Here is a 25,996-nt window from a genome sequence, read left to right as displayed (position 1 = left end):
CAAACATTGTATAAGCTTAACTGCTGCGTTTTTTGCCTTTGCTCGTAAAGCCTTGAAATGGGAATACATTGCGAATACGCTGCTGTATTTTTTTCGGAATCTGCTTAGACATCACGAGCTTAGTGCCTGTACGTTGCTGATAAACTTTAAGCTCCCCACTGAATGGCGTACGTTCCGCAATTTCAACAACATTGTGTTTAAAGCCCGGCGGGAAATGCCCTTTTTCTTTGGTAATTTTACCCTCGGTAAAGGTCACTCTAAGTACTGGCCTATCGACGGCAACTAACCAAAATATAATAGCGGATGCGACAAGAATAACGTATAGCATAGTTCTATCCTTATTAATCGAGAAGCTTACTTAAATCCTCTTTGAGGCTACTCACTGCCTTACTCGCTTTTTCACTTCGAGAAGCTTCAGAAAGCAGATACTCTATAGCATCGGATAAAGTGCAACCTAACTCGTTTGCTCGGTGTGACAACTTCTCCCATACACGGTAATCAAGATCTATAGATTTTTTCTTTGTGTGTATCTGTTCTGCATTGAAATGACGTTTACGTTTTGCACGAATAGCCTGTTTGAGCTTGTTATCGAGTTCAGGAGCCATATGAGTTTCTATCCACTCAACCACCTTTATGGGTTGGTGTTCTAACTGACGTAACTCGTTAACCGCGCTATCTGCTTCACTAGTATCAATGTGGCAAGTGATCGCTTCTCCCGCTTTCCACTTATTGATTAGATAATTCCATTTCCAACCACACTCTAGGTTTTCAAGCTGTTGATATTTCATTGCAAAGTCATTCCGTTTCAGTTATAGGTGACAGCGTAACCCTAACCATGCAAAGTTACAATCCCTATTGTAATCGAAAAGAGATCAAGATCATGAGATAAAATTATCTATATATACCAGAAGCATTTTTCTATATAATTTCGCTCCATTTTACGTATATGAACTGAATTGATGAATCAAGAAAGCTGGCACGCTGTTACCCCGCAATATTCGCAATATGACGCTCAAATCAATCGATTTAATCAGCTAGAAAAAGTTGATTTTTTTGACATCCAGCCACGTCTCAAACAAGCAATTAATACCCTATGTAGCGTGAATGGCTTTAACCGTATATTAATGGTCAATGCGGTCGACAATGCCTTTTACCGCAATATCGTTAAAGATGGTCTAGTTAGAACGGATAGTTCCAAACCGGTATTAACGACGGAATCTTTAGACATTGCCACTTTAGTCGGTTCATATACCTGCGACGACAAAGGTGACATTGTCACTAAAGTTGAAGGGCTGTTAGATAAAGCAGACGGCGGATATCTGATCACACCGGTCACATTATTACTCGCCAATCCCGCTAGTTGGCAGATGATTAAGTCTGCTGTTCTTGGTGAACAGATTAGCCCTGTCAATGCCAATCCTCGCAAAATTGCTGTAGAGAAACCTTGTCGTCAATACGAAATCAAGCTTGTTCTCGTTGGTGACCGTCACCAAATTGTAGATTTCGAATACATTGAACCAGAGCTTTATTGCGGCCTTGCGATGTTTACAGAGATTGAGCAAGAACTTCCTCTTAATAAACAGAGCATCGATACTTACTTAGGGTATATTGCTTGGCTAGTTGATGAATACCAGCTCCCTACACTCTCCTTTGGTGCTATTCACCGTTTAATGATTGCAGGTGCAAGGTACACAGAAGATCAGCACTACATGCCGATAGAGACACTTTGGTATCTTTCATTACTCAACGAAGCTGTGCTCACATCAAATGGTAAAGTCATTTCAGAGCAAGACCTCGACCAAGCGATTGCAAATAAATATCAGCGTGAATCTTATCTCCCAGAGCGCGCTTTGGCTGACATTACGGACGGTCAAGTTATCATCGAGACTGAGGGTGAATGTATTGGTCAGGTCAATGGACTCACTGTTATTGATGTTCCTGGGCATCCCATGTCTTACGGCGAACCAGCACGAATCTCTTGTGTGATCCATTTTGGTGATGGTGATATCTCAGATGTGGAACGCAAAGCGGAACTTGGTGGTAATCTACACGCCAAAGGCATGATGATCATGCAAGCTTTCGTCAGCAGCGCACTCAATTTAGATGAACCTTTGCCCTATTCTGCTTCGGTTGTTTTCGAACAGTCATACAGTGAAGTAGATGGAGACAGTGCGTCGTTGGCAGAGCTCTGCTCTTTTGTCAGCGCACTTTCGGAATATCCGATTGATCAGCAGATCGCGGTGACTGGCGCGGTAGACCAATTTGGTCGCGTGCAAGCTGTTGGCGGTCTCAACGAAAAAATCGAAGGCTTCTATTACGTATGTAAGCATAATGGCTTTACAGGTGATCAAGGTGTGATTCTGCCTAAGTCGAATTTAAAACATTTATCGCTTAATAAAGATGTGGTAGAAAGCATCAAAAATAACGAATTTCATATCTGGTCGGTATCTAACGTCGATGAGGCAATTCCAATCATTATGGGTAAACCATTCCGTGGTGATGACGAAGAGAGTGTGATCAGTAGAATCGCGCAACGTATTGAAAACTTTGAAAGACATGAACACCCACAAGGAATTGTGGAACGCATCAAAAACCTGTTGTTTTAACCGAGTTTTAATTCATATTTTTACTGATCGGAGTTGTTTAGCGTACACGTGTTCACTAACATGCTGCTATCAAAATTTGGAGTAATTGATAATGCAAAACAAACGTGATTCTTATAACCGTGAAGATCTTCTAGCATCTAGCCAAGGTGAACTATTTGGTGAAGGCTATCCTCAGCTTCCAGCACCTAATATGCTAATGATGGATCGCATCACTAAAATGTCAGAAACTGAAGGTGATTTCGGTAAGGGTCTAATTCTAGCAGAACTAGATATTACTCCGGATCTATGGTTCTTTGATTGCCACTTCCCTGGCGACCCAGTAATGCCTGGTTGTCTTGGTCTAGACGCTATGTGGCAGCTAGTTGGTTTCTTCCTTGGCTGGGTTGGCGGTAAAGGTAAAGGTCGTGCTTTAGGTGTCGGCGAAGTTAAGTTTACTGGCCAAATCCTACCGACTGCCAAAAAAGTTACTTACGAAATTAACATGAAACGTGTAGTAAACCGTAAGCTAGTAATGGGTCTTGCTGATGGCCGTGTATTAGTTGATGGCAAAGAGATTTACGTTGCAAAAGACCTTAAAGTAGGCCTTTTCCAAGACACATCGGCTTTTTAAGCGCAAATGTTTCAACAAACGACTCTTCGGAGTCGTTTTTTTGAATCAAACGCATTTAGTTATAGTGCATTATTAGCATCATTAAAAGCCCCTTTCGGGGCTAAATCCTATTTCGTATGTGGAGAGTGAGTGTTATTTGTAGAGACCAGAGTGTTTATCTTCTCTGGCATCGCGCCAACCACCAAGCCAATAAGATCGAGCATCCATCTGCTGGTATGGACATGCCTCCATCGAGCGGCCATTTAGGCCCGCTTTATATCCTTGAGATTGAGCTCTTTCTAAGCGGTCACGCTTTTGTCTCTTCATAGTGTCGTCCTCATACATAAAATGTGTCTTAACGTACTACTTTATCTATCGCAGACTGACTATCGTTAGCACAGCACTAGTCGATAGAAGTGAAGTTTTTATGACTTCACCATCAAGATTCGATCAAAATGACGCTTAATTCAAGGTATAAAAAAGGCACAGATCCAAAACTGTGAACCTGTGCCCTAGTTGAAAATTTAACCTATTTTCTACGGAACCCTAGAAACCCTAATAGAGTCAGAGCGATAAAGCCAATTGTGCCACCTTGACGCTCAACCGTCTCCTGAGTAACAGGACGAGTGCTTATATCTGTCGCTGTCTGACCATTGATAGGAACAAGTTTCACCCCAACAAGTGATGCGCCTGCATTACATGTGGCGTCAATAGCTTCACTGTCAAAGCCACCAGCACAGTAGTACGCTGTCGCTGCAATGATACCCGCGTCGTTGATGTCAGCGGCTTCAATTATGCGATATTGATTGTTATCAGTAGAAGCACCAGCACCATAGGTTAGATCATCCAAGTAACGCGCAATACCACCGATAGGAGCGGAACCAGTGACAGTACCTAAGTTAGTGATAAACGCACGTTTAGCACGCGGTTTACCATTGGTCTCTTTGTGACTTTCAAAGTCAATAGTACCAACTACATCGTTTGAGTTGTTAATACCGCCTGCTTTACCACTTGCGCCGTTAAAAAAGATGCTACCACTAAATGCTTTGTAGACTGGTGATGTTAAGTTGTCGACATAAAACAATGTATTCGCATATGCACCATTAAGGGCTTGGTTCAGTTTTGCTGTACCAATTGCGATACCGTTGTTATTCACTGCTTGTAGCGTTTGGTTAGCGTATTCAGACGTTGCATAAGGGAAACCATCAACAGCTTTTGAAGTCCAGCTCGTTCCACCATTGTTATCCGATTTAAACACGGTTGCTCTAAAATACACATCGCTGTCGGAGTTATAACCAACAGCATATAGAACATTCCCATCTTTTATAATGTCTCGAGCACTTGCGTGAGCTCTACGATCGCCATTATTTGTGGTAGTACTACTGAACCAATCAATCGGAGCCTGTAATACTCCATCGACCCAAACCGCGGCATACGAATTGTTATCACTGGTAGCGTGGTTTGATGTTTTAGTAACGCTTCCTACTGTGTAGTACGTGCCACCATCCTCCAACGTTTTCCAAGCATGTGATTCAGCGTAAGTCGTACTATTTTGAGTTAGAGATAAATCAGCAACTGATGTGCCATTGATACTAGTAAACGCAACGTTACGTGGAGAGCCTCCAATAGTTCTATTCCCTGTTGCAAAGCCATTATCAATACTATTGACGACGGTATTCTCTGCGTACAAAGCGGAATCATTTATGTAAGCAATAGACCCTGCATAGTTGCCACCTTGTTCTTTAGCATAGCCTTGCGTGTACTGCTTATTAGCCCAGTCATCGCACAAAGAATCTGAATAACCTAAGAAGTTACGACAGTAATTTCTAAAACCATCGTAATTATCATCAAGGTATGTCCAACCGTATGGTAAAAAGAACGGTGACTCATCACGATACTGGAACCCTTCACGGTAGCGCTTAACTTCTGTCGCCATTTCGGAAGTAGAATCTGAACACGCACTTCTCCAGCAATTAGTTGCATTTGGAGCAACAGCTACACCGTAAGTTTGTAGGCTAGAGCTGGTTCCCTCTGGGTCTTGCAAATAAACATTATAAAGCGCTGCATGAGCACCGAAAGAAGCAGCGACCGTTGCTGCCACTAGTGAAACTTTAAAAATATTACTACTCATTAATCTTAGCTTTCCTGTTGCATCGCTTCGAGCTCTTCCCAGCGTTCGAAAGCAATCTCAAGCTCCTGCTCTGTCGCAGCTAGCTTATCTAATACGGGTTGCGTCTGCTCTACGGGTTTGGAAAAGAAATCAGCACTGTTAACCTGCTGTTGCAAGCTTTCAATATCCACTTCTAATTGTTCGAGTTTGGCTGGCAATGCTTCTAACTCGCGCTGTAGTTTATAAGATAACTTCTTAGGTTTACTCTTTGTTACAGCGGTTTTGGGAGTTTCCTCAACCTGTTTAACGCTCGACTCAACTTTTTCGCTATTACGCGCTTTTTTAACCTGAAGACGTTGTTGCTGTGCGTCGTGGTAGCCACCGACAAATTCCTCAATAACACCATCGCCTTCGAATATCCAACTGTTGGTCACGGTGTTATCGACAAACTGACGATCGTGACTGACAAGCAACAATGTACCCTGATAATTGGCAAGTAAATCCTCTAAAAGTTCCAATGTTTCGATATCTAAATCGTTAGTTGGTTCATCAAGTACCAACAAGTTATTGGATTTAAGAAAAATACGCGCCAAAAGAAGACGGTTTTTCTCACCACCAGACAAGGCTTTGACCGGTGTTCGCGCGCGATGAGGGGCAAATAGAAAATCTTGCAAGTAGCTCAACGCATGACGCTGTCGACCACCAACCATCACCTCTTGCTTACCATCAGCAAGGTTATCGATAACAGATTTCTCTGGATCAAGCACTTCACGATATTGGTCAAAATACGCGACTTCTAGCTTGGTACCACAGTGAAGCTTGCCTTGTGAAGGCTTGAGCTCATCCAGCAGCAACTTAAGCAAGGTACTTTTACCACAACCATTAGGACCGATTAGAGCGATACGGTCACCACGCATGATGTTGAAAGAAAAATCTCTAACAATGGCCTTGCCTTCAATGCTGTAACCAAGATTTTGCGCTTCAAATACGATTTTGCCTGAGCGTGATGCATCATCAATCTGAATGTTCGCCTTACCCTGCACATCGCGGCGATTGTAGCGTTCCTCTCGAAGCTTCTTAAGTGCGCGGACGCGACCCTCGTTACGGGTACGACGCGCTTTGATGCCTTGACGAATCCAGACCTCTTCTTGAGCAAGCTTTTTATCAAACTCGGCGTTTTGCATCTCTTCAACGCGCAGCATCTCTTCTTTTTCAACGAGGTAATTATCATAATCACCAGGAAAAGACGCTAACTTACCGCGATCAAGATCGACGATGCGTGTAGCCATAGACTTGATGAATGCACGGTCGTGAGAAATAAAGATAATCGAACCTCGGAAATCCTTTAAAAAGTTCTCCAACCATTCGATTGTCGTCACGTCGAGGTGGTTAGTAGGCTCATCAAGCAACAAAACATCAGGATCACGCACCAAGGCACGCGCTAGCGCTGCTTTACGCTGCCACCCACCAGACAAATCCGTCAGCTTGGTGTGACCATCAAGATTTAGCGCGTCCATAACATTTTTAATGCGATCTTCGAAACGCCATGCGCCCGAGTGTTCAAGCTGCTCTTGAATTCTAGCCAATTTGTTGATGTTTTTTTCAGAGGCATCATGAGCAATCAGATCTAACTGATCTTGGTAGATCTTTAGTTGTTGACCGATTTCTGCTAACCCACCAGCAACGTAATCGAAGACTGTCCCTTCTTCATTGCGCGGCGGATCTTGTTCTAAGCGAGAGACGACAACATCTTGAGTAACTGTCAGCTTGCCATCATCTAATAGCACCTCACCCGCCAGAACTTTCATTAAGGTAGATTTGCCCGCACCATTTCGGCCAACCAAACAGACTCTTTCATTGGTTTGTAGAGCGAAGTCAGCATGGTCTAGTAAAGGATGATCACCGTATGCCAGCAATCCGTTATTAATTGTAAGTAATGCCATTATTGCGTAACCAAACTTTTAATTGTTCCAAATCAAACGGCCAATTCAACTCATTACCTTGGCAACTGAGCACCGGAATAGTGACACCGTAACGAAAAAACAGCTCGTCATCGAAAGCTATATCGATAATCTCGACTTGATCTGAAATGTGGAGTTGTTGAGTTAGGGAAAATGCCATCTCACAAAGATGGCACCCTTCTGTACTGTATAACGTAATCACGTCAACGTTATTCCTTGTGTGTTATCACCCAGCAGTTGTGGATATGCTTGTTGCGCGAAAAATCCATAGGTAACGTTTGGTGAGAAATGTTGTTCGCTTGGAGTCCTAGGTCTGCAAGCGACTCTAAATCCATTTTAAAGTGACGCTTGTTATTCGAGAACACTATCGTACCGCCAGAGCGAAGCAGACGTTTTAAGTTTTTCATTAGCTGAATGTGATCGCGCTGGACATCAAAACTCTGTTCCATACGTTTAGAGTTAGAAAACGTCGGTGGATCGATAAAGATAAGATCAAACTGAGCAGTCGATTTCTCTAACCACTGTAAGCAGTCTGCTTGCTCAAATCGGTGTTGACGACCAACCTGCCCGTTGAGCTTCATGTTCTCTTTCGCCCACTCAAGATAGGTATTCGACATATCAACCGTCGTTGTGGAATTTGCGCCACCACACGCCGCATGAACGGTGCCAGAGCCTGTGTAAGCAAAAAGATTAAGGAAATCCTTACCCTGAGCCATTTCACCCAGTTTACGTCGGGTAATCTTATGATCGAGGAATAAACCCGTATCCAAGTAATCGTGGAGATTAACGGAAAGCTTTACACCATACTCATTGACCACAAGTGTCTCTGACTGTTGAGACAGCTTCTGGTATTGCGCACGACCTTTCTGTTTTTCTCGTACTTTAAGTACCACCTTATTCGCCGGTGTACCCGTCACTTGAATCGTTGCACGGATAATGTCCGTCAAGCGGCGCTTGGCCTTCTCTTCGGGAATGTCCTTAGGTGCGGCGTACTCTTGAATAACCAACTGGTCTAGGTAAACGTCAATTGCAACGTTATAGTCAGGCAAATCCGCGTCGTAAACACGGTAGCAATCAAGTTTCTCTTTACGCGCCCACTTACCAATCTTAGCGATGTTCTTTTTCAGTCTGTTTGAAAAATCCGGCGCAACCAATGATTCTGTGACACTGTCACTAGAGTCTTGAGCAGCTCGCTCACTAATAGAATAGTTCTTCTGGTGACACGGTAACGCACCATTATTCAATTTGAATTGCTTGTCTGCTCTCATACGTAAACAGCTCAGCAATTCATCTGAACTAGAGAAAATTGATGCCTGACATCCACCAAATTGCGATTTTAGCTGTGCGCCAAATGCGGTGTATAGAGCGATTAAACCAGGATGAGTGCCTAAACGTTCACCGTATGGTGGGTTACAAACAATAACCCCTGCTTCGAATCCTTCTGGTCGCATAATCTCGGCGGCGTCACCCTGTTTGAACTCAATCAATGAATCAACGCCAGCTCGACGTGCGTTATCTTGAGCTGTTTTTAGTACACGAGCATCGTTATCAAAGCCGAAAAACTTAGTGTCAATTTTTTTGACACCACGACGAGACTGCACTGAAGCTTCAGATTTAATCTCTGTCCAAAGCTCTGGTTCAAAATCTTCTAAAGATTCAAAGCCCCACTTAGCGCGGTTCACACCTGGAGCCATGTTAGCAGCCATCATCGCTGCCTCGATAAGTAATGTGCCTGAACCACACATTGGGTCTAGTAATGGTTTATCCGCACTCCAACCACTTCTGAGGATGATTGCAGCGGCTAACGTTTCGCGTAGAGGCGCGCGACCCGATTCTGTACGATAGCCACGTTGGTGCAAACCACCACCTACCATATCTAGGCCAAGGATGGCTTTGTCCTTGTGCAGACGCACATGGACACGAAGATCGGGTTGATCTTTACTGATCGAAGGACGAGGTAAATTCTTCTTCTCATAACAATCCACTATGGCATCTTTGACCTTCATTGCACCGTACTGGCTATTGCGGATTTCGCGGTTAGTACCATTGAAATCAACGACGAACGTCTTAGAACTGTGGAATTGATTAACCCAGTTCACTGAAGAAGAGGCAAGATAGAGATCCATATCATCGTTACAGGTGAACTCTGAGAGTACACGCACAAAACGGGATGCCAAACGACTCCATAGGCAGCAACGGTAAATCTGCTCGTTGCTCGCCTTGAAGCGAACACCAGCTTGTACTGGCTTAGCGTCGTTGATCCCTAGTTTAGTTAGCTCATCAACCAATAGGTTTTCTAAACCATTGGACGTAACCGCAAGATATTGATGCATAGTGATGTTTTTATTCTGTAGAAAATGACCCCGCATTATACCTGACATCATCACTTTATCGTTAGTTCATTCCAGAATTTCCCATCAATTATCTCTTTAAACGTTCATTTACTCACCTCTTCATCGTTTGTAGCCAAATTTCACTAGGCAAACTTTTCGAAAACTCATCCAACGAAAAATCAAGCCCTCTGACCGAAGTGAATACTTATTCTCATAGAAACTGGTCTATACCAAGCCCACTTTTTGGTGAAATTAAGTTACAGTTTTTAGCTAAATGAGGAATTTACGTGCACTTGTATGCGCTAGAGGTGTTCTAGTGAGTAAAAATCAATCGCTTCGTTCGGTTAAAATTTGCACAAGAATCACATTTAATTGACTGCCAGGTCGTATCAACCCAGCCAAATTTTAGGCAAAAAAATGCCAGCGTTGAGCTGGCGGGAAATGAAACAAAGGAACGATAACTAATTTATGTCAGCTAACCAAAGCGATTGGCTGAGCATGGAAATGATGGTTGCAGACCACGAGACGGTCATGCATAACTTTAATCGCTTGTCCAAATTGAAGGCTTTTAGCGCCATTTAAAGCGAACTCTTCCAAACATACGTACGCGCATAAACTGGCGCACTCTCCCACTTCAAGAACGATAAAATATCCGTCGCTGTAGGCGTTGCTTAGACGAATTAAGTCACCCTCTTCTGGGGTCATCTGTCCGTCGGACAGATTGTCGAAAAACCAGCTCTTAGGTTGTACCGGTTTATGGAAGCGCTTTGCTGCGACACAATACAAAGCCAACTCTGCTTGTCTAGGTTCACTTAAACCTAATAGCGCGATTTGCTCTTTGTAAGTTTGAAATGCAGAAGCATCATCAACTGAGAATTCATTGACGCCAATTGCGCAATCGACAATCAGCTTACGTGGAAGGTTGGTCTTGAATACCATATCATCACCCAGATCCAACATCAGATGCTGTTCTGCGTCATCATAGTACCAAGTCCATTTGTCATTGGGTTTAAGCATCGTTCCATCTCTGTATTGTTGTGTGAAATTAGGTAAAACGCTTAATTACCTTTCCAAGCAATATCTGGATTTTATTAGTTCAGAGATGAAAAAAAAGAGGAAATGAAAACTCATTCCCTCTCAATTAATGCTGTTTGTTCGGCGTATTGATTTAGTGACAATGTCACTAAGCCTTTAAACTTTAGAGATTTTTTACAATATCGCGTACTAGGCTTGGGCCGTGATAAATGAAACCAGAGTAAACCTGAACCAGCTGAGCGCCAGCCATCATTTTTTCTTTTGCTGCAACATACGAATCAATACCACCAACACCAATTACTGGGATCTGATCTTGTAATTCTTCATGTAAGCGGCGAACCACTTCAGTACTGCGCAGTTGCACAGGACGACCACTTAGCCCCCCTGCTTCATTAGCATGCTTCATACCCTCTACAATAGAGCGATCTAATGTAGTGTTGGTAGCAATGACTGCGTCAATCTTGTTATTGAGCAGTGATTGACAGATCTGTTTGATCTCGTCATCGCTAAGATCCGGTGCGATCTTCAGTGCCAGCGGGACATATTTGCCGTGTTTTTCGGCTAACTCTGCCTGTTTAACTTTTAGCTCTGATAATAATTCATCCAGAGCTTCACCATATTGCAACGAGCGTAATCCCGGCGTGTTTGGTGATGAAATGTTTACCGCGATATAGCCGGCATACTCATAGACTTTTTCCATACAAATTAGGTAGTCTTCAGCACCTTTTTCAATCGGAGTATCTTTGTTTTTGCCGATATTGATGCCAAGCACACAGTCGAACTTAGCTTTCTTCACGTTCTCAACTAAGTTGTCAACGCCTAGGTTGTTGAACCCCATACGGTTGATAATGCCTTCCGCTTCAACCAGACGGAACAAACGTGGCTTGTCATTTCCAGACTGAGGTCGCGGTGTGACGGTCCCTACTTCAACAAAGCCAAATCCCATCGCATCAAATGCTTCAATGCATTCGCCGTTTTTATCTAAACCTGCTGCCAAGCCGACTGGATTACGAAATGTTAAACCCATGCATTCGACGGGACGGTGTGGTAACTGCTGGCGATAAAGAAGATCGAATGGTGTGCCAGTAAAACGTTTGAAGTTTTGAATTGCAAGATCATGTGCCTTTTCGGCATCAAGTTGGAAAAAGCCAGTTCTGGCTAGACGGTAAAGCATTGTGCCTCCGAAAGAAAAAAGCCCCGTGTAAACGGGGCTGTATTATTAAATGTTTTACCGATTAATTCAACGAATTATAGCAATCGTTTACTCATTTGCTGAACAATTCAAGTTAAGCAACATCAGTTCACGTAGCGCTACCGAGAATTTTGCAAATTCATGCACTGAACCTACTTTAAATTCATTGAGGATATTTTCCCAACGATGTAGCGATACTTCATTTGTCACGATCCACTCATCAAGCGCTTTCATCACATCGAAATCTTCCGGTGCACAAGCACAGCTGAGAACTTGACCTGTTAGCTGACGTTGTTGCCAATCTAGATCTTCACGGAAAGCGGCACGTGCCAGTGCTTGCCAGTGGTTGTCTACTGCTTGGCCATTAATCTGTTTCAAGAACCAGTGCAGTGACAAACGATCGCCTAGGTTGTAGTACAGTTTTGCACTTTGTTCGACAGTTTTGCCTTTTTCACGCGCCACTGTAGAAATATCCAGTACTGAGTACAAACTAGAGAGACGAGCAACATAATTCGCAAGTTCTGCTTCAATACCCTGCTCGATCCAGTCTTGAGCCATTTGGTTGTGCTCTTTCACTTCGGAAGGAACGAGCATATCATCCAAGTGTTGCTTGATGGTTTCTACATCAGCTTGGTAAAGCTCTATCAAAGATTTAACGCTCTGACGTCCACTGCGGTTACGCAAGATCCAGCGAGATAGACGACGTAGAGTACGGCGTACGTAGAACATCATGTCATACTGAGCAACCGTTAATGCGTCGTTGTCTAGCTTACGGATATGTTCGAGAACTTGGCCAAGACCGAAGATTTCACGTGATGCAACATAAGCGTTAGCAATATCAACGACATGTGCTCCGGTTTCTTCTTGAAGACGAGTGACAAAATTGCACCCCATCTCATTCACCATCTGATTTGCTAACGCAGTAGCAATAATTTCAGAGCGTAGCGGATGGTTAACCATTTGCACTGAATAGTTACGGCGTAACTCGGTTGGGAAATAATGAGTTAACTGCTGTGCATGGAATTCATCATTGGCGATGTCTTCGTGTACCAGTTCTTCTTTAAGCACCATTTTACCGTACGCAACTAACACAGCTAGCTCTGGACGAGTTAGAGCCATGCCTTGTTTTTCGCGTTCGATTAGCGTCTCATCGTCAGGGATGTACTCAAGTGCACGGTCAAGGTACCCTGCTTTTTCCATTGTATGGATAAAGCGAATTTGCTCTTTGACTAAAGAAGTGCCTTGCTGTTCAGTCACCGAAATCGATTCTGACTGACAGTAAGCATCTTCCAGAACAATCTGACCCACTTCATCTTCCATCGACTCAAGGATCTCGTTGCGCTGTTTAACAGTAAGATCACCATTGGCAACCAAACCATTTAGGAAGATCTTGATGTTCACTTCGTTATCCGAACAGTCTACACCGCCAACATTGTCGACGAAGTCCGTATTGACACGACCACCAGTTAGAGCGTATTCAATACGTCCCAACTGAGTCATACCCAAGTTACCACCTTCACCCACAATCTTAGCTTTCAGATCGCGACCATCGATACGCAATACATCGTTAGCACGGTCGCCAACATCCGTATGCGTTTCGGTCGATGCTTTAACGTAAGTACCGATACCACCATTCCATAGAAGATCCACTTCCATAGATAGAATCATTTTGATCAATTCACTTGGTGCGACTGACGTTTTCTTAGTACGCAGCATTTTCTGGATTTCAGGCGTCAGTGCAATTGATTTTGCGCTACGCAAGAAAATACCACCACCCTTAGAAATAAGATCCGCGTTGTAATCTTCCCAGCTAGAGCGAGGTAGATTAAACAGACGATTACGCTCTTCCCAGCTTGTTGCTGAGTCTGGATTAGGATCAATAAAGATGTGCATGTGGTTAAATGCCGCTTGGAGACGGATATGTTTAGATAGCAACATACCGTTGCCAAACACATCCCCTGCCATATCACCAACACCAATAGCGGTAAAGTCAGTGGTCTGACAGTTTATGCCCATTTCACGGAAATGACGTTTGACCGATTCCCAACCACCTTTAGCAGTAATACCCATGGCTTTGTGGTCGTAGCCATTTGAACCACCGGAAGCAAATGCATCACCAAGCCAGAAGTTGTACTCTTCTGACACAGAGTTAGCCAAATCTGAGAAAGTCGCTGTACCTTTATCAGCGGCAACAACCAAGTATGGATCGTCCTCATCATGACGAACAACATTCTTAGGATGAACAACTTCACCTTCAATGATGTTGTCGGAAACGTCTAGTAATGCACGGATGAAACGTTTGTAACAACGTTGACCTTCAGCAAAAATCTCATCACGTCCGTTAAGCGTGTGCTGACGTTTACAAACGAAACCACCTTTAGCGCCGACAGGAACAATGACCGTGTTCTTAACTTGCTGAGCTTTAACCAATCCCAAGATTTCAGTACGGAAATCTTCTTGACGATCAGACCAACGTAATCCACCACGTGCCACTTTACCGCCGCGCAAGTGAACACCTTCAATATCAGGTGCATAAACAAAGATTTCAAACGCAGGTACCGGTTGAGGAATCTCGGGAATCTCGGTTGGTTTCATCTTCAACGATAGCCAAGGCTTGAACTGCTTGTTATCGTCGACTTGATAGTAGTTAGTACGCAGTGTTGCCGTGATCATTTCCATGTAACGACGGATGATCCGATCGTCGTCCAAGCTCTCGACATGATCAAGTTGCTCTGTAATATGAGCAATCAGTTCACTTTGCCCTTTCTGGCTACCTTTGAATTTTGGTTCAAAACGTTTAGTAAATAGATCAACTAGACCTTTCGCCAAATCAGGATAATGGCTAAGAGTATCCTCGATGTATTGTTGACTAAATGGGAAGCCCACTTGACGCATGTAGCGAGCATAAGCACGCAAGATCGAAATTTCGCGACCTGTCAGTGAAGCGCCAAGAACTAAGCGGTTAAAGCCATCACTCTCTAGTTCGCCTGCCCAGATAGCAGCAAAAGCTTGTTGGAAGCGATCTCGAGCTTCACGAAGATCGACACTCTTTTCACTCTTATGAAGCATTGAGAAGTCGAGGATCCAGAATACTTGACCGTTCGTTTTGCGAACTTCATAAGGCGACTCACCAATCACTCGTAAACCAAGGTTTTCTAACATTGGCATCACATCAGAAAGGTGGATTGGCTCATCACGATGGTATAGTTTTAGACGGACAGACTTCGAATCCGCCGCTAACTCTTGCGGACGATAAAAAAGCATTCCAAGTTTGTTACCATCACTGAGTTTTTCTAGACGTTCAATATCCGCAACTGCCGAGCCAGGCATAACATCTTCTTTGTACGAACGAGGGAAGGCACGAAGATATTCTTTCGCTAAAGGCAGGCCTTTACTCTCACCAAAGTTCGCTACGATCGCTTCTGATAAACGATCATCCCAAGTTGAAGATGCTTCCATTAAATTTTGCTCAATCGTTTTGACGTCTACGCCCATGTTGTTGTTATCAACACGAACAATGTAATGTGTACGAGCGAGAGGGCTCTCTGAGAAGTAGGTAGTAAATTCGACTTCTTGTTCACAGCCAAAATACTGTTTCAATATGCGCTGTGTTTGACGGCGAAGTTCTGTGTTGTAACGATCTTTTGTCACATACACCATACAACTGAAGAAACGACCAAACGGGTCTTTGCGAACGAACAGACGCAGCAGATCGCGATCTTGCATCTGAACAACACCCATACCGACTTCTAGCAACTCTTCTTCTTTTGCTTGAAGTAACTCATCTCTTGGGTAGTTTTCTAGAATATTGTGAAGTGCTTTGTAAGAGTATGACCCTTCGCGATAGCCACTCGCTTCAAGGATACGGCCTACCTTTTCACGAATCAGAGGTATACTCGCAACACTTTGGTTGTACACCGCTGACGTGTATAGACCTGTGAAACGATGCTCACCAATCACCTTGCCGTTTTCATCAAACTTCTTGATGCCAATGTAGTCAGTATAGGCAGGGCGATGGATACGTGAAGGTTGGTTACCTTTAGTGACGATCAATAGGAAAGGTTTCTTCGCTTCTAGTCGTGCAGAATCAGGGAAGTCCGAAAGTTTGACGGTACGAACACGGTCACGGCTTGCAAACAAACCAAGTCCTTTATCCGCAGTAGGTCTAAGCTCTGTATCACCATCGACAGTAACAAGATCGTATTCTTTGTAACCCATGAAGGTAAAGTTATGATTACCTAGCCAGCGTAGGAACTGGATAGATTCATCATAACGATCACGCAGAATCTCAATCTTACCCTGCTGCGCCTCAACTTTTGTGGTCACTTCTTCTAATTTTTCGACCATCAGTAACCAGTCTTGAACAACCAAGCCGGTGTCGTTAAGAATGCTCAACAGCTCTTCTTTAAGTGCCGCCATCGCTTCTTTGTCACTCAGACGGTCAACTTCAATATGGAAGAGAGATTGAAGCCCGCCCTCACCTTGGTTAATACCGGTAATCGCCCCTGTCTTAGAACGAGCGATTTGAGTCGGACCATGAAGCATTAAGTGTGATGAAAGATCCAAGCGGCTTAGTGCCATTTTTACTGAGTCGACCAAAAATGGACTATCAGGTACCACAATCTCAACGATTGTATGCGTTGATTGCCAGCCTTGGCGACTTACGGTTGGATTAAAAACTCGAACAGAAATCTCGTCAGCTTTTTTCTCATTGATATGGTGCCAAAGTGAAACTACTGCGCCATACAAGTCAGATTCGTTACGTTCGACCAAATCGTCCTGAGAAATGTTGCTAAATAAATGTTGAGCAAGTTGGGTGACTAGGGGTTGATGAGCAAGCTCGAGTTTGTCTTGAATAAGTTTGTAAACTTTTTCAAGCAGAACCGGCATCAATGTTTCACGCGCGGTCATAATCACACTCCACAATTAGAATTGTATGTATTTTGGGGATGTTGTAAGCATAGTGCTTAAAACGGGTAATGCCGCTTTATTGTAAAAGCTTTATTGATAAATAGTTAATTCTTTTGGGAGTGGTAGGAGGTGAAATGTTTGATAATGTGACTAATGTTCTATTTAAACTACTATAAAATCAGTTGCTCACAGAAGTTCTAACTCTAAAAACTTATTATTTTGGTCAGTTGTTAATCTAAAGCGCCCTTTTAGGCCAATTTGACTAAGAAAAGGCCTGAAACGCGATGCAGGCAATTGTAGGCGTAAGCCATTGTCAGTCACCACTAAAACATTGCTTGCTGCCCCACTGTAGTGTGCGAGAAAAGTTTGATAACTGATGTTGAGAGTAAAATAGTAATGCTTCATGAAATCGGTCAAAAAAGTCACGTTTTATCTGACAGTGATAGACAGCTGTATAAATAAACAGTAGCACTAAAAAGTGCTACTGTTTTCGCCATATTGATTAAGATTCCAACGCTTTGGTCACTTTTTCAAACAGGTCTTTAGCCAGATTATCCATTGATTTTAATGCCTCTAGTTCCATTTTGATAAGCTCTTGGCGAGCAGTATCGTACTTGCGGAACTTCAACAGCGGATCGATCAGACGCGAAGCTACCTGCGGGTTACTACTATTTAGCTCGCGTAAGATCTCCCCCTCAAACTGATAACCCTCACCAGATTTTGCATGGAAGCGTACTGGGTTCATATTGAGGAAAGAACCAATTAGGCTACGAATACGGTTAGGGTTTTTAAGACTAAACGCTTCGTGTTCCATCGTCTTCTTGATCACCTCAAGTGCATCTTGCGCTGGATTGGTACCTTGTAAAGTAAACCACTTATCCATCACAAGACCATCATGTTTCCACTTATCGCTGTAGTCTTGCATTAATGCTTCACGACATTCTAACTGTGCACTATTCGCGGCACTCATTGCTGCAATGGTGTCAGTCATGTTATTAGCCTCAGCGTATTGCGTCTTGGCAAGTTCGTTACCCTGCTCGGTGTAAGCCAAAAAGCCTAAAGCAGTGTTTCGAAGAGAGCGTTGGCCGATTGCCGCATGTTCGATAGAGTACTTGGCTTGCTTAGAGCTATGATAAATCGCACTCAGCTCATCATTCAATTCAGTGGCGAGAATTACTTTCAATGCTTTCAGCACCTTAGCAATCGCATCAACATCCACCTGCTTGTACCAACCTAACACTTCATTGAAACTTGGTAGCGATAGCATCTCTGCAATGAATGCAGGTTCAAGGTCACTAGACAGAAGTACACCGCGGAAAGCGTCAATGACCGCCTCAGCAAGTTTAACCTCGCCACCAGCTTGAACATTTTCGACATTCGTACGAATGTACTTGGCAAGAAGCATTTGTCCTGCATCCCAACGAGCAAACTCGTTACGCGCATGAACCATCAAGAAAATCAGCTCTTCATCACTGTAATCATACTCCAGTTTTACTGGCGCAGAGAATTCGCGTAGCAATGAAGGAACGGGGTTTTCAGCAACGTCTTCAAACACAAATGTCTGCTTCGCTTCAGTCACATCAAGAACATTACCAACAACAGAACCGTTACAGCGTAACTCAATCACCTCTCCATTTACCGCATAGAGCTCGACATCAAAAGGAATATGCAGGGCCTGCTTTTCTGCTTGATCCTGAGTTGGCTCCGTCGATTGCTCAACCGTCAATGTGTAGGTTTTTGCTTGTGCATCGTACTCGCTCGCTACGCGTAATGTTGGTGTTCCAGATTGGCTATACCATAAACGGAATTGCTTAAGGTCAACACCGCTTGCATCTTCCATCGCTGAGACAAAATCTTCACAAGTCGCGGCCGTACCGTCGTGGCGTTCGAAGTACAGCTTCATGCCCTTTTGGAACCCCTCTTCACCAAGCAAGGTATGCATCATACGAATCACTTCACTGCCTTTTTCGTAAACCGTCAAAGTGTAGAAGTTGTTCATTTCAATCACTTGATCTGGGCGGATCGGATGAGACATCGGGCTGGCATCCTCAGCAAACTGAGGACCACGAATGATTCTTACATTGTTGATACGATTCACAGCACGAGAGCCAAGATCTGAAGAAAATTCTTGATCACGGAATACAGTCAAACCTTCTTTAAGGCTCAGTTGGAACCAGTCGCGACAAGTTACACGGTTACCAGTCCAGTTATGGAAATATTCATGACCAATGACCGCTTCAATGCCTAAATAATCAGTGTCAGTCGCTGTTTTCTCATTCGCTAATACGAACTTAGAGTTGAAGATATTTAAACCCTTGTTCTCCATCGCTCCCATGTTAAAGAAATCGACCGCTACAATCATGTAGATATCCAAGTCATATTCAAGGCCGAAACGCTCTTCGTCCCACTTCATCGAGTTGATCAATGACGTCATCGCATGCGGAGCACGATCTAGGTTGCCCTTATCAACAAAAATTTCGAGTTCAACATTACGACCAGATTGAGTTACGTATTTGTCACGTAGTACATCGAAATCACCAGCGACCAAAGCGAACAAGTAAGCTGGTTTTGGATGAGGATCTTGCCACTGCACCCAATGGCGTCCGCCTTCTAACTCACCTTGCGCAATACGGTTACCATTGCTGAGTAAGAATGGGTTGTGTGCTTTATCTGCAATCACTTTCGTGGTGTATTTCGCTAGAACATCTGGGCGATCCATGTAGTAAGTGATTCGACGGAAACCTTCCGCCTCACACTGAGTACAGAAAGCCCCACCCGATTTATACAGACCTTCTAGAGCGGTATTAGCTTCAGGATCAATTAAGGTCACAATCGTCAGAGTGAACTCAGATGGAAGCTGATGAATTTCTAATCCACCTTCAATTTCGCTGTAGTCTGACCAAGCTTCACCATTGACGGTGATACTTTGTAACTTGAGTTCTTCTCCGTCTAGGCGAAGTGTTGTTGCATCTTTAAATTGCTTAACTTGAGAAACCGCGGTTACTGTCGTCTCGTTATCGTAGAGATCAAAGGTCAAATCAATATCAGTGATGGTGTGTGATGGTGATTGATAATCTTTGCGGTACTTGGCTTGAGGAGTCTGAGCCATGTCGAAATCCTTCTGACTGAATGCATCTGAACATTGCGCTGTAAAAGTCTAGCGCAGTAATAATAAAGTTCGGGAATTTTCCCGTTACAATTTGCGTATTAGCTTACAACTCTGGATATAAAAAAACGAGGTTCGATGTCGAAATACCTCGTTTTTTCTCTATTGTTGACATAAAACTCAAACTGTTTGTCTATTTAGTCAGCAAGGGGCACATTTCTCTACCACGCTTTATCAACGGATTCGATTTAATACGGCATACAGCGCGCCTTCTTCCATTTCCAAAGTCAGCGTATCTCGGTTCAGCGTGTATCGTGTTTCATGTTCACCATTTTCATAGAGAAGCACCAAGTGCTCGCCCTCTGTATAGTAAACACCTTTGTGTATCGCCTCATCGCCATCATCATTACTCACCCGGAACATAAAGACAAAATCTGGCTGTAAAATCAGATCCAACTTTTGTACGTCGCTGGCATGAATATCATCGCCACCCAAATGTGCACTCGACCACATACCAGACAATGCGTTGGACAACGCTTTAGTGAAAGTAACGCCATTTAAACTGAGTAAATTGTGGTTGGCTGAATACTCGTACATTTGAGGCTCTGAAGTATTCAATCCAAGAACCAAAGTATCTTCATTGGCTGTGTACAACCCTTCCCAGTGGTCGACTGAATAGTCCCTTTTCTGAATATCAATCTTAAAACTATAGTTTGAATCCAGGGACAGCTTGATCGCTAAAAAGTTTTCCTGCGACTGTTCAGGATTAGGATTAACGAGGTACCAGTCTCCTAGCAGAAACGGTTGATCGAACTGAGTTAAATCGCTGTTGTCTTTCACTCCATCAGCGAGCACCGAAAGGCTAAAAATTAATGATATTAGAGCTAACAATCTCATCACGTGCTCCTCACTCTTTTCTTTAAGCTTAGGCACGTCAGGTATATTTAGCTAAAAAAATTGATCTTTATCACAATATTTTATTGTATAAAAAAAGCGAGCCCAAATGACTCGCTTTTTAATCGATTGATTTCAATTAAGATTTAATCATATCAACCATTATCGCTACCGATTCGCTAAGGTAGGCATCCGGCGATTCATAATCTTTAGGGATATCATCCAGTGTCTTATACGGCTCTTGACCTGCTGCTTTTTGTCTCTCATTAATTCGAGTTAAACGGCGCGCGTCTGCTGCATCGGTTTCCGCTTTACGTGTTTTTTCGTTGAGCGACAAAGAGTTATCGTCTTTCTCTGCCTTGTATTTTTCAATATCTTCGGCCACGAAACGAAACTCTAGGTCCTTAGCAATACGAGTTTGGTGGTTAGCGGCAAGCTTACCAATCAATGCCTCATTACGCTGTAACATTTCGTATTTAGCTTTGTCAATACTATCCCAAGGCAGTGCATTGTCTTCTACCGACTCACCCGTTTCGCTTGGATCTATCGCTGTAGGGAACGCAATATCTGGGGCGACACCCTTGTTTTGTGTACTACCACCATCAATACGATAGAACTTTTGGATGGTATACTGAACGTAACCCAACTCTTTGTCGAAAAGATCGTAGATATGGTTTAGCGAACGATGTTGCTGAACCGTTCCCTTACCGAAAGAGTTTTCACCCAAAATAATGGCACGCCCATAGTCTTGCATTGCCGCAGCAAAAATCTCTGAAGCGGAAGCACTATAGCGATTAATCAATACCGTTAATGGACCGTCATAACTGATCTTACCGTCGGTATCACTATTGACGTTGACTCGACCATAGCTGTCTCTCACTTGGACAACAGGGCCGCTAGTGATAAACAAACCGGAAAGTGCTGTTGCTTCAGTGAGTGCACCACCACCGTTGTTACGAAGATCAACAATGACGCCATCAACGCCCTTGCCCTTGAGCTCTTCGATAAGTTTATCGGTGTCTTTTGCAAGTCCGACATAAAAACTTGGTACTTCTAGAACACCAATTTTTTTGCCATCCTTCTCAATCACTTCAGATTTTACCGCTCGGTCTTCTAGACGGATTTTGTCTCGAACGATGGTAACAACATCCGCTTTCGCTTCCTTGCCTTCAGGCAAGATTTGCAGATTAACCTTGGTGCCTTTCGGTCCTTTGATTAGCTGAACAACATCATCAAGACGCCAACCGATGACATCAACGATATCTTCACCATCTTGACCAACACCAATGATTCGATCACCTTCCGCTAGAAGCTTACTATTCGACGCCGGGCCACCAGCCACCAACGAACGGATAACAGTGTAATCGTCTTCCATTTGCAGTACCGCACCAATACCTTCAAGCGACAAATTCATATCAGTTTGAAACTGGTCTGCACTGCGAGGTGAAAGATAGCTAGTATGAGGATCAATCTGACGAGCAAATGCGTTCATGTAGAGCTGGAATACATCTTCGTTATGAGTTTGACCTAAACGTTTGAGTGCGTTGTTATAACGCTTGCCTAACGTGTCTTTAATCTCATCCCAATCTTTGCCCGTTAACTTTAAGTTCAACGCATCATACTTGACTCGCTTACGCCAAAGTTCATCAAGCTCTGCGGTATCGGCTGGCCATGCGGCTTCACTGCGATCAAGCTCAATGGTTTCATCATTATCGAAACTCATCTCCTGATCGAGGATAGACAAAGCATACTTAAAACGTTCATAACGACGCTTGATTGACAGATTGTAGACATCAAATGCAATCTGGTTATCTCCCGCTTTCAATTGGTCATCGATTCCTGATGTCCATTTTTTGAAAGAGTCGATATCTGCTTGCGTAAAGATATTACGATTGTGATCAAGCATTTCGATATAACGTTCGAAAATAGCTTGAGAAAATTGATCGTTTAGCGAGAAGTGTTTGTAATGAGAACGTGTAAAGCGAGATGTGACACGTTTGCTGGCTGTCTCATGCTGAGCTTCTGGAGTCAGGACTGGTAGGTCCTCTAAACTGATATTTGCTTCTAAAGCATGAGCAGTAGAAGCTGCTAGCAATAAGCTAGCAGCAATCAGCGACAATTTTGAACGGCATTTCATGCGTAGGAGTATCCTTTATGCGCGCAAGTGCTCTGCTTTTACAACCATTTGTAGGCCGTTAGTCAGTTGAACACGCACATCTTCCTTATTGATTTCAACGATAATCGCAGCCATGTTTCCTTTACCCATATTAACGTTTACTTGATTACCAACTTTCACTTCATCAGCATTCAGAGCGCGCGTTTCTACAGGCTTAGCGGCTTTTTGTACTTTATTTTGTTGCGGGCGACGGCCTTGAGGCTTCTTCGCCGCAAGCTTAGCTTTCTCTTTACTTTCTTCGCGGGTTTTAGTCGCTTGCTCTTTACGACGAGCTTGCACTTTAGCTTTACTTTCAGCTAGTGCTGTTTTTGCGTGTTCTACGTGCTCTTCGTCAAGCTCGCCTGCTGGGTTGCCATCTAAATCTACACGTACTGCACCAGGCTTAACACCGTGAAGGTAACGCCATGATGAAGTGTATTGTCTTAACGCTGCACGAAGTTGAGTTTTGCTTACTTTAGGATCATCGCTTAGACGATCCGCAAGATCTTGAAAGATACCAATTTTAAGTGGTTTAGCTTCACCTTCTAAAGTAAAGCACTTAGGGAAACATTCAGCAATATATGCGATAACTTCTTTGCTGTTTTTTAACTTTTCAGTGTTTTCCATGTGGGTTCCTGGTTATTGCGGTTCATCCGCGAGCATTAAGATTAAATATTTGAGGTATTATAGTGACCTGCAAGCGAAAAACCACACTCAATAGATAATTTATGCCTTGATAGCGTGTGAATTAAGCAGCTTTTCTACTTCCTGCATCAAAAAAGTTAGCCCCTGCTCATCGATTTCATTGAATCGCCCCACTTTCGGACTATCAATATCCAACACACCAAACATTTCACCATCAATCGAAAATGGAATCACGATCTCTGAGTTGCTCGCTGCATCACAGGCGATATGTCCTTCAAACTCATGCACATCATGAATACGCTGAACCGTATTGGTCGCGACCGCGGTTCCACAGACTCCACGTCCTACCGGAATGCGCACACATGCAGGCTTGCCTTGAAAAGGACCAAGCACCAGTTGGTCATCTTTCATTAAATAAAAACCAACCCAGTTTAACTCTTCAAGTTCCATGTTGAGTAAAGCACTGATGTTTGACAAATTGGCGATCAAATCGGTCTCAGATTCGATAAGTGCGATGACTTGTTTGGTTAAGCGTTGATAATGTTCTATTTTCATTTATACATCCATTTGAAAACTAGAGACTTCCACTATGAATCTGCGTACAATTTCGCAAACCACAAATAGTAAGCATTCTCATTACAATGACTAACAATTCCAACACTATTAGCCATTCTTGGTTGATAACACAAGTTAAACAACACCGCAATAAGCTGATATTTGCCAATGTCATTGCTTTCATCGCCACCTTAATCAGTGTGCCCATTCCATTGTTGATGCCACTTATGGTCGACGAAGTGTTGCTCAACCAACCCGGTACGGGCCTTAAAGTGATGAACCAACTGTTACCTGATTCAATGCAGACAGCAACTGGCTATATCTTTTTAACCCTGCTGCTAGTTGTACTTATGCGTACGGCTAGCCAAGCACTTTCCATCGTACAGAGCCGTCAGTTTACTTTGGTATCTAAAACCATTACGTATCAAATGCGTAGCAAAATGATCGATAAACTGGGCCGTATCAGCATTCGGCAGTATGAGACTCGTGGCTCTGGAGGTATCAATGCTCACTTGATTACTGACATAGAAACCATCGATCAGTTTATTGGTTCGACTCTCAGTAAATTTCTTATCAGCCTGTTGACTGTCATAGGGACCGCAGGGGTTCTTCTCTGGCTAGACTGGCGTTTAGGTCTGTTTATTCTGTTGGTCAATCCGGTTGTAATCTATTTTTCGCGTAAGCTAGGCAGTAAAGTAAAGCATCTTAAAAAGCGCGAAAATCAATCGTTTGAACGTTTTCAGAATCGATTAGTCGAGACCTTAGATGGCATCTATCAACTAAGAGCGGCAAATCGAGAACGGGAATTTCTTAACGAACTAAAAACCCATGCAGACCACATTCGCCAAGATGCAGATAAGTATGCATGGCAATCGGAAGCCGCTGGTCGAGTCTCTTTCCTTCTATTTTTATTAGGATTTGAGTTATTCCGCGCAGTTGCAATGTTAATGGTCTTGTTTAGTGACCTGACCATAGGTCAAATCTTCGCAGTATTTGGCTACCTTTGGTTCATGCTCTCTCCTGTTCAAGAACTGCTTGGCATTCAGTTTTCTTGGTATAGTGCCAAAGCCGCACTGAAACGGATCAATGCCCTATTAGATTTAGAAGAAGAACATCGCCCTCAAAGTAAGGTGAATCCATTTACTGATGATCGAGAAGTCGATGTTGAAATCGACAAGGTGAGTTTTTCTTACAATGATGAAGTACAAGTCCTCTCTAAATTGAGCCTCACCATACCAGCGGGTAAAAAAGTGGCGCTGGTCGGTTCCAGCGGCGGGGGCAAGTCAACATTGATCCAGTTGCTTATCGGTGTGTATCAGCCTAACTCCGGCTATATCCGCTACAATGGTCAAACGACAAATGATATCAGTTTTGAGATAATTAGAGAGCAAATTGCCGTTGTATTACAACAGCCTATACTCTTTAATGACACCTTAAGGCATAATTTGACACTAGGTTCAGAATATGATGACTTATCTTTATGGCGCGCGCTTGAAGTCGCGCAGATGCAAGATGTCATCAGTCAACTCAGTGATGGGCTTGATACGCAAATAGGCCGCAATGGTATTCGGCTGTCAGGTGGACAACGTCAGCGCCTAGCGATTGCAAGAATGATCTTGAGTAATCCTAAGTTTGTCATTTTGGATGAAGCGACGTCGGCACTCGATACTGCAACAGAAGCCGCATTGCATAAAGCGCTTACCGAGTTTCTACGTGGTCGTACAACGTTAATTGTCGCACATAGATTGTCCGCGGTTAAACAGGCAGATTTGATCTACGTACTTGAAGACGGTCAAGTATCTCAAGCAGGTACTCATGGAGAATTGGTTGAACAGCAAGGCTTATATCAAACCTTATACGGCAACGTGCAAAGTCACGCTTAGGCCCTTTTCTCGTGCCAAAAA

At 43.4% G+C, this 25,996-nt stretch carries 19 protein-coding genes; 3 read left to right on the top strand and 16 right to left on the bottom strand.

Going from position 1 to position 25,996, the window contains the following annotated elements:
• Positions 1–16: 16 nt before the first annotated feature.
• Both QTN94_RS00240 and matP read right to left on the bottom strand, forming a co-directional pair.
• The gene (locus QTN94_RS00240; protein ID WP_138972374.1) at positions 17–328 is read right to left on the bottom strand and encodes a DUF3634 family protein; all 312 of its coding nucleotides are present in this window, start codon (positions 326–328) and stop codon (positions 17–19) included.
• A 13-nt stretch (positions 329–341) separates the two neighbouring features.
• Complete coding sequence (gene matP / locus QTN94_RS00235; protein WP_331416269.1) at positions 342–788, bottom strand: macrodomain Ter protein MatP; 447 nt, start codon at positions 786–788, stop codon at positions 342–344.
• Between the two features lie 171 nt (positions 789–959).
• Between matP and QTN94_RS00230 the strand changes: the two genes are divergently transcribed.
• The gene (locus QTN94_RS00230; RefSeq protein WP_331426495.1) at positions 960–2,606 is read left to right on the top strand and encodes a Lon protease family protein; all 1,647 of its coding nucleotides are present in this window, start codon (positions 960–962) and stop codon (positions 2,604–2,606) included.
• Positions 2,607–2,697: 91 nt separating this feature from the next.
• Complete coding sequence (gene fabA / locus QTN94_RS00225) at positions 2,698–3,216, top strand: bifunctional 3-hydroxydecanoyl-ACP dehydratase/trans-2-decenoyl-ACP isomerase (RefSeq protein WP_138972371.1); 519 nt, start codon at positions 2,698–2,700, stop codon at positions 3,214–3,216.
• Positions 3,217–3,348: 132 nt separating this feature from the next.
• Here the strand turns inward: fabA and rmf are convergent, their stop codons facing one another.
• From rmf to QTN94_RS00155, 14 genes are all read right to left on the bottom strand, one after another.
• A complete protein-coding gene (gene rmf, locus QTN94_RS00220) occupies positions 3,349–3,522 on the bottom strand; it encodes a ribosome modulation factor (RefSeq protein ID WP_004414030.1) in 174 nt (57 codons plus the stop codon).
• 202 nt (positions 3,523–3,724) lie between these two features.
• Positions 3,725–5,326 carry a DUF3466 family protein gene (locus QTN94_RS00215; RefSeq protein WP_331426494.1) on the bottom strand — a complete coding sequence of 534 codons (1,602 nt, stop codon included), beginning with the start codon at positions 5,324–5,326 and terminating at the stop codon, positions 3,725–3,727.
• A gap of 5 nt (positions 5,327–5,331) precedes the next feature.
• A complete protein-coding gene (locus QTN94_RS00210; protein ID WP_331426493.1) occupies positions 5,332–7,248 on the bottom strand; it encodes an ABC transporter ATP-binding protein in 1,917 nt (638 codons plus the stop codon).
• Positions 7,229–7,468 (bottom strand): glutaredoxin family protein, encoded by a 240-nt coding sequence (locus tag QTN94_RS00205; RefSeq protein ID WP_331426492.1) that lies wholly within the window; start codon positions 7,466–7,468, stop codon positions 7,229–7,231. The genes QTN94_RS00210 and QTN94_RS00205 overlap by 20 nt, the downstream gene beginning before the upstream one ends.
• Positions 7,469–7,475: 7 nt before the next feature.
• A complete protein-coding gene (gene rlmKL / locus QTN94_RS00200; RefSeq protein ID WP_331426556.1) occupies positions 7,476–9,599 on the bottom strand; it encodes a bifunctional 23S rRNA (guanine(2069)-N(7))-methyltransferase RlmK/23S rRNA (guanine(2445)-N(2))-methyltransferase RlmL in 2,124 nt (707 codons plus the stop codon).
• Between the two features lie 471 nt (positions 9,600–10,070).
• Positions 10,071–10,616, bottom strand: coding sequence for a cell division protein ZapC (locus QTN94_RS00195; RefSeq protein ID WP_331416264.1), 546 nt, complete (start codon positions 10,614–10,616; stop codon positions 10,071–10,073).
• Positions 10,617–10,797: 181 nt separating this feature from the next.
• A complete protein-coding gene (gene pyrD, locus QTN94_RS00190; RefSeq protein WP_331416263.1) occupies positions 10,798–11,808 on the bottom strand; it encodes a quinone-dependent dihydroorotate dehydrogenase in 1,011 nt (336 codons plus the stop codon).
• Positions 11,809–11,895: 87 nt separating this feature from the next.
• Complete coding sequence (locus QTN94_RS00185) at positions 11,896–16,737, bottom strand: NAD-glutamate dehydrogenase (protein WP_331426491.1); 4,842 nt, start codon at positions 16,735–16,737, stop codon at positions 11,896–11,898.
• Positions 16,738–16,923: 186 nt separating this feature from the next.
• Positions 16,924–17,142, bottom strand: coding sequence for a DUF2835 domain-containing protein (locus QTN94_RS00180; RefSeq protein WP_269376760.1), 219 nt, complete (start codon positions 17,140–17,142; stop codon positions 16,924–16,926).
• Between the two features lie 97 nt (positions 17,143–17,239).
• Positions 17,240–19,846 carry an aminopeptidase N gene (gene pepN, locus QTN94_RS00175; protein WP_331426490.1) on the bottom strand — a complete coding sequence of 869 codons (2,607 nt, stop codon included), beginning with the start codon at positions 19,844–19,846 and terminating at the stop codon, positions 17,240–17,242.
• A 231-nt stretch (positions 19,847–20,077) separates the two neighbouring features.
• Entirely contained in the window at positions 20,078–20,740 is a 663-nt protein-coding gene (locus QTN94_RS00170; RefSeq protein WP_331416260.1) for a hypothetical protein, read from the bottom strand.
• Between the two features lie 136 nt (positions 20,741–20,876).
• On the bottom strand, positions 20,877–22,874 hold the full coding sequence (prc, locus tag QTN94_RS00165) for a carboxy terminal-processing peptidase (RefSeq protein WP_331426489.1): 1,998 nt from the start codon (positions 22,872–22,874) through the stop codon (positions 20,877–20,879).
• 15 nt (positions 22,875–22,889) lie between these two features.
• Positions 22,890–23,519, bottom strand: a complete 630-nt coding sequence (gene proQ, locus QTN94_RS00160) for an RNA chaperone ProQ (RefSeq protein ID WP_331426488.1) — start codon at positions 23,517–23,519, stop codon at positions 22,890–22,892.
• A gap of 99 nt (positions 23,520–23,618) precedes the next feature.
• Positions 23,619–24,092: a GAF domain-containing protein gene (locus tag QTN94_RS00155; protein WP_331426487.1), complete on the bottom strand. Its 474-nt coding sequence runs from the start codon at positions 24,090–24,092 to the stop codon at positions 23,619–23,621.
• A gap of 86 nt (positions 24,093–24,178) precedes the next feature.
• On the opposite strand from QTN94_RS00155, the gene QTN94_RS00150 reads away from it, so the two are divergent.
• Positions 24,179–25,975, top strand: coding sequence for an ABC transporter ATP-binding protein (locus QTN94_RS00150; RefSeq protein WP_331426486.1), 1,797 nt, complete (start codon positions 24,179–24,181; stop codon positions 25,973–25,975).
• Positions 25,976–25,996: the final 21 nt, after the last annotated feature.

It is taken from the genome of Vibrio sp. M250220, from assembly GCF_036533795.1.
Classification (GTDB): Bacteria; Pseudomonadota; Gammaproteobacteria; order Enterobacterales; family Vibrionaceae; genus Vibrio.
The sequence above is the reverse complement of the archived record's forward strand: the minus strand, read 5'-3'. Positions and strand labels throughout refer to the sequence as shown.